The sequence below is a fragment of the Varibaculum cambriense genome, assembly GCF_032557235.1.
Classification (GTDB): domain Bacteria; phylum Actinomycetota; class Actinomycetes; order Actinomycetales; family Actinomycetaceae; genus Varibaculum; species Varibaculum cambriense_C.
Genome location: NZ_JAWGMB010000021.1, coordinates 1 through 4,936, shown reverse-complemented (window position 1 = coordinate 4,936; position 4,936 = coordinate 1). Strand labels below are relative to the sequence as shown.

The 4,936-nt window shown below is 50.5% G+C and carries 3 protein-coding genes; all 3 read left to right on the top strand.

Annotation, left to right across the window (positions count from 1 at the left end; translation table 11 throughout):
- Nucleotides 1-2,109 (top strand): SpaA isopeptide-forming pilin-related protein (locus E6072_RS08815; protein ID WP_316695143.1); only part of this gene is annotated, 2,109 nt, incomplete at its 5' end.
- The gene (locus E6072_RS08810; protein WP_316695142.1) at nucleotides 2,106-3,647 is read left to right on the top strand and encodes a SpaH/EbpB family LPXTG-anchored major pilin; all 1,542 of its coding nucleotides are present in this window, start codon (nucleotides 2,106-2,108) and stop codon (nucleotides 3,645-3,647) included. The genes E6072_RS08815 and E6072_RS08810, both read left to right, overlap by 4 nt.
- Nucleotides 3,648-3,964: 317 nt before the next feature.
- Nucleotides 3,965-4,924, top strand: a complete 960-nt coding sequence (locus E6072_RS08805; protein WP_316695141.1) for a class C sortase — start codon at nucleotides 3,965-3,967, stop codon at nucleotides 4,922-4,924.
- Nucleotides 4,925-4,936 lie beyond the last annotated feature (12 nt).

Sequence of the window (4,936 nt, the reverse complement as noted above, 5' to 3'; positions counted from 1 at the left end):
GAGTTTAAGAAAGTGGATAAGAACGGTCAGCCTTTAGCGGGTATTGAATTCACGATCACTCCGCAACCGGTGCTACAGAACGATGGCACCATGTTTGTGCCGAACTCCGCTCCGATCACGGTGCGTTCTAACGATGACGGTGACGTAAAGTTCTACAACATTCCTGCCGGTAAATGGCAGCTAACGGAGAATCCGGGTGATCGTCACCTGCAGCCGATTGCGCCGATTGATTTCACCATTACTAGTTGCAGCCAAGCAACTTGTACTAACCTGCGCGGGCTGGATCTGAAGCTGGGAGTTAACGGCCAGATCAAGAACGATAAAGGCGCGGTGTCCCTGTCGAAGCTCGGCGTGCGGGGCATGGCCGGTAAGGGTAAGGCCTTTGGCGAGTGGCATCGCGGTGACGGCGTGATTAAGGCGGGCGCGACCTTTAACCTTTATAAAGGAAAGGGGACTGGCAACCTTGATAGGTCGGTGACTACCGGGGGATCGGCTGCTAATGTCATCCTCGATAATCTGGAGATTAATCAGGTTTATACCTTGGTAGAGACTAAGGCTCCGGAGGGTTATATCAAGAATGAGAAACCGTTGTATTTCCAGGTTGGCGCGGATGGGCGGCTTTTGGACGCTGACGGCAACCGTTTGTTTGAGCAGCGTGAACTGTTAGTACCCAACGAGGAAGAAAAACAAGAGTCTTCATTGGTTGTCACCAAGGTTGACCCGACGGCTAGTGAGTCTGACGCGGGTGCTGGCAGGTTCTTGGCTGGCGCCGAGTTTGGGTTGTTTAAACAGAACCCGGATGGTTCTTGGCCGGCCGACCCGATCAAGAAAGTAACTACTGGTGATACTGGTCAAGCAGAGTTCACTGGTCTTGCTGGTGGGGTTTACCGGGTGAAGGAGCTGAAGGCTCCTGCCGGGTATTTTGTGGATCCGGGCGCGGCGTTTGAGTTTGTGGTTGATGATTATAAGGCGCAGCAGTTCACCTGGACGGCCAATAATAATCCTTCCCGCTTGCGGGTGTTTAAGTTTGAGCCGTTGGTGAGGGGGGTTTCTTCTGATGCTGCGGATAAGGTAGTGGCTGAGAATAAGGGCGCGGTTAAGCGGCCTGGTTTGGTTGCTGACACGTTTGATGTTGTGATCCCACTGTCTGGCGCCGAGTTCAAGCTCTTTGAGGAGGACGAGACTACCGAGGTCGCTGCCGGTCTTACTACGGGTGATGATGGCTTGGTGGAGCTGCCTGCTAGCGTGAAGCTGGACCCGGACAAGGTTTATAAACTCAAGGAAACCAAGGCTCCTAGTGGGTATGTGGCGAAGTCTAACGCGGTGTCGGTTAGGGTTTCGGATTATACTTTGCTTGATGGGTTTACTGGTCTGATCACTATGGAGGTTCCTAACACTAAGAACACTGGTCGGATCACGGTTTCGAAGCTATCGAAGGAGACTGGTAAGGCTCTAGCGGGTGCGGAGTTTACTTTGACGAAGCCGGATGGGTCTACCCAGAAGCTGGTTACTAACGAGGTGGGTTTGGCTACCTTTACTGGTCTGGATTTCGATAAGGAATACGCCGTGCAGGAGACTAATCCTCCAGCGGGTTACCTGGTATCGGATGAGGTCTCGAAGGTTACTTTGACCGGTGATAATCCGACAGTTACGTTTGTGCGTTATAACGAGCGCGCGGAGGTTGAGATCGAGCTTAATAAGGTTTCGGATGAGGGTAAGCCTATGGAGGGTGTGGTGTTTGAGCTGTCCCGCGAGGGAGATAGTGGGGACACGCAGACCCTGACTACTGGGAAGGATGGCAAGGTTAAGTTTAAGGTTTTACCGAATCAGGAGTACACCTTGCGGGAAACCCAAACGAATCGGGGTTATGCTTTGTTGCCGCAGCCGGTGAAGTTCACGGTTGATGGTAACGGGAAAGTAACTGTTTCTAGTGGTAAGGGTGATGTTAATACTGTTAGTGGCGGGGATGGATCCCTGACCGTTACTAACTATCCGGAGGGGAAGCTTCCCTTGTCGGGTTATGCTGGTGCTCTTGAAGTGTTGCTTCTAGGGTGTCTGGTGTTAGGGATTGCTATTGTGTTTACTCTATTTGAAAGGAAGAGAAAGTGAGTAAGAAAAAGTTATTGGCCGTGCTGACTGGCATGGTGATGGCCTTTATGGGCCTGGCAGGCGTTGGGGCTGCCAGCGCTGTGGATCAGCAGCCGGAGAAAGCATCTTTGACGGTGCATAAGTATCTGGGTGCGACTACGAATTTGAAGCATGATGGTACCGCGATTGAGGCTGGTCAGCTTCCCAAGGCTCCTTTGGCGGGGGTTAATTTCAAGCTGTACAAGGTTGAGGGCGTTGATGTTTCTACCAACGATGGCTTGAAACTGGCTCAACAAATTGGTGCGGTTCCCTTGACGGATGATGTGGTTACCAATGGAATTAAGGTTGGAGAAACCACTTACAAGTTGGCTGCTGCGCCGACTACTGAGACGACTGACACCAATGGTGAGGCTAAGTTTGCTGGTGTAGAGCGCGGCCTGTATGTCGTGGTTGAGGATCTGGAAGGCTCGACCAAGATCATGAATGGTCAGAAAGAGGTTGTAAAGGAGAAGATTACTCCGATTGCTCCTTTCGCGGTGACTTTGCCGATGACCAACCCTAAGGGCACGGCCTGGAATGCTGACGTGCATGTTTACCCGAAGAACCAGGAAAACACCCTGGATAAGAAGGTTAAGGACGCAGGTAAACATGTTGGGGATGATATCGTTTACACGATTTCTACTACTTCTACCGGTGCTGACCTTAACGGTGACGGCAAGATGGATCGCAAGGACCTGGGCAACGTTTACGAGATTGTTGATACTTTAGATCCTAACCTGGCTTATCAGTCGGTAACCGTAAAGGTAGCAGGCCAAGACGTTACCGAGGGTGAGAATGGTTACCAGGTTACTAAAGAGGCTACTGGTGATCCTGCGCAGGATAAGGTGACGGTATCGTTTAAGGGTACTACCTTGGATACTATTGCTGCTGGTGCGAAGGTTGAGTTAGAGCTTACTGCTAATGTGAAGAAGGATTCTGCTGTTGGGGTTATTCCTAACGTGGCTAAGCTTTACCCGAATGATTGGGCTAAGAAGAATGATAAGCCGGTTGTTTCCCCGGAGGTTAAAACCAAGTTCGGCGATATCGTAATCAAGAAGGTTGACGGGGCTGGTAAGGTTCTGGCTGGCGCTAAGTTTAGTGTTCACCTGGATACTTCTGATAATAAGGATTGCTCGACCTATGGTGATGCTATTAAGACCTCTGAGGCTACCGGCGATAATGGTTTGGTTAGTATCAAGGGTTTGCACTTGACTAACTTTGTTGATAACGAAGATGTTGCTGAAGGTGATCAGCATCCTTACTGCTTGGTAGAGGAGCAGGCTCCGGCTGGTTACCAGCTTTTGCCGAAGGCGGTTAAGTTCTCGCTGACCAAGGAAGGATCGGTTACTGATTTGAGTGCTGCTGCCAAGGCTAAGGCTGGTAATGCTCTTGATATTACTAACCATAAGAACCTGGGGTTGCCGCTTACTGGTGCTCAGGGGATTTTGCTCGTTTCGGTTCTGGGCTTGATCCTGGTCTCTGTTGGTGTGGTGCTAACCGTTAAGCGCCGCCAGGACTAGGCATAGGTCTAGGAATACTATTAATAGAGTGATCAATAGCCCCTAAGACCAAAGAGGGGGCGGTGTAGCTTACTGCACCGCCCCCTCTTTGCGCCCTCATACGGGAAACGCTTTTCTCGTTATAGGTATCGGCTAATACCGGGCAAACAGGTTAACCGGCAGGCGGGTTAACCGATGAGGCAAGAGGGGCAAGACTGCCTAAGAATAAACGGCTCTAAGGTGGATGACGATACCCTGGGGTGGGGTAAATAAAAAGCCGGATTATATCAGGGTAGCCAGGTGAGAAGTGTTTTAAGTTTTGAGAGGAGGGGATCGGGATGCGTAAGGCTGTGATTGTTGTTTTGACGGTACTGGGAGCATTACTTTTGCTTTATCCAGTGGTGGCTATTTTTATTGGTAATGTGCGTATTGGGGAAATATCCAGGATGCAGGCACAGGAAATGAAGCAGGTTTCTGTGCGTCCCGATCAGTCCCAGGCATTACTTAAACAGGCGCATGAGTATAACGCTAATATTCGGGGTATCCCGATTCTTGATCCTTATTTGTATAAGATGACCAAAACCGGCTCTAAAGAGTATCAAGAGTATTTAGAGACTTTGCCCGGGGACGTGATGGCACGGCTAGTAGTACCATCAGCGAAAATAGATCTTCCGGTGCGGCACGGTACCGAAGATGACGCGATTGCTCGTGGTGCGGGGCATCTGTTTGGTACTGGCCTGCCGGTTGGAGGTAAAGGGGTTAACTCGGTACTTACTGCTCATTCGGGGATGAGAAGCGCTAGTTTGTTTGATGGTTTGCGTGATGTAGAGGTAGGCGATATTGCTTATGTGCAGGTAGCGGGCAAGAAACTGGCGTATAAAGTCCGTGCGATCCACGTGATTAAACCCACCCAGTTAGAGTTGTTCGAGCCTAAAGCTGGTAAGGATATTTTGACTTTGTTTACTTGTACTCCTTACGGTTTGAACACGCACCGGCTGGTAGTAACCGCTGAGCGTATCGCTCTTAAGGAAGCGCCCCCTATGAACGAGGACGGGCCTACCTGGTGGGACGCGTTGCGTTGGTGGATGATCATCCCGATCCTTATCTCGGCTATAGGCGGCGTTATAGTGACTCGGTATCTGCGAAAAGACCGCAAAAAACCCGATGAGCAAACAACCCCAGACCAAGCAGAGAACCCCACGCAAATCGGCAGGTTAACCCGCGCGCAAAGAGCAAAAAAGTTTAAAGAACCAACAAAACGCAAACGAGCACGCCATATAGCGCAATCACGCAAATAACCAAACGCACCC

Excerpts from the sequence above, each read along its gene's own strand:
- E6072_RS08805 (WP_316695141.1), top strand. The coding sequence starts at position 3,965 with ATGCGTAAGGCTGTGATTGTTGTTTTGACGGTACTGGGAGCATTACTT.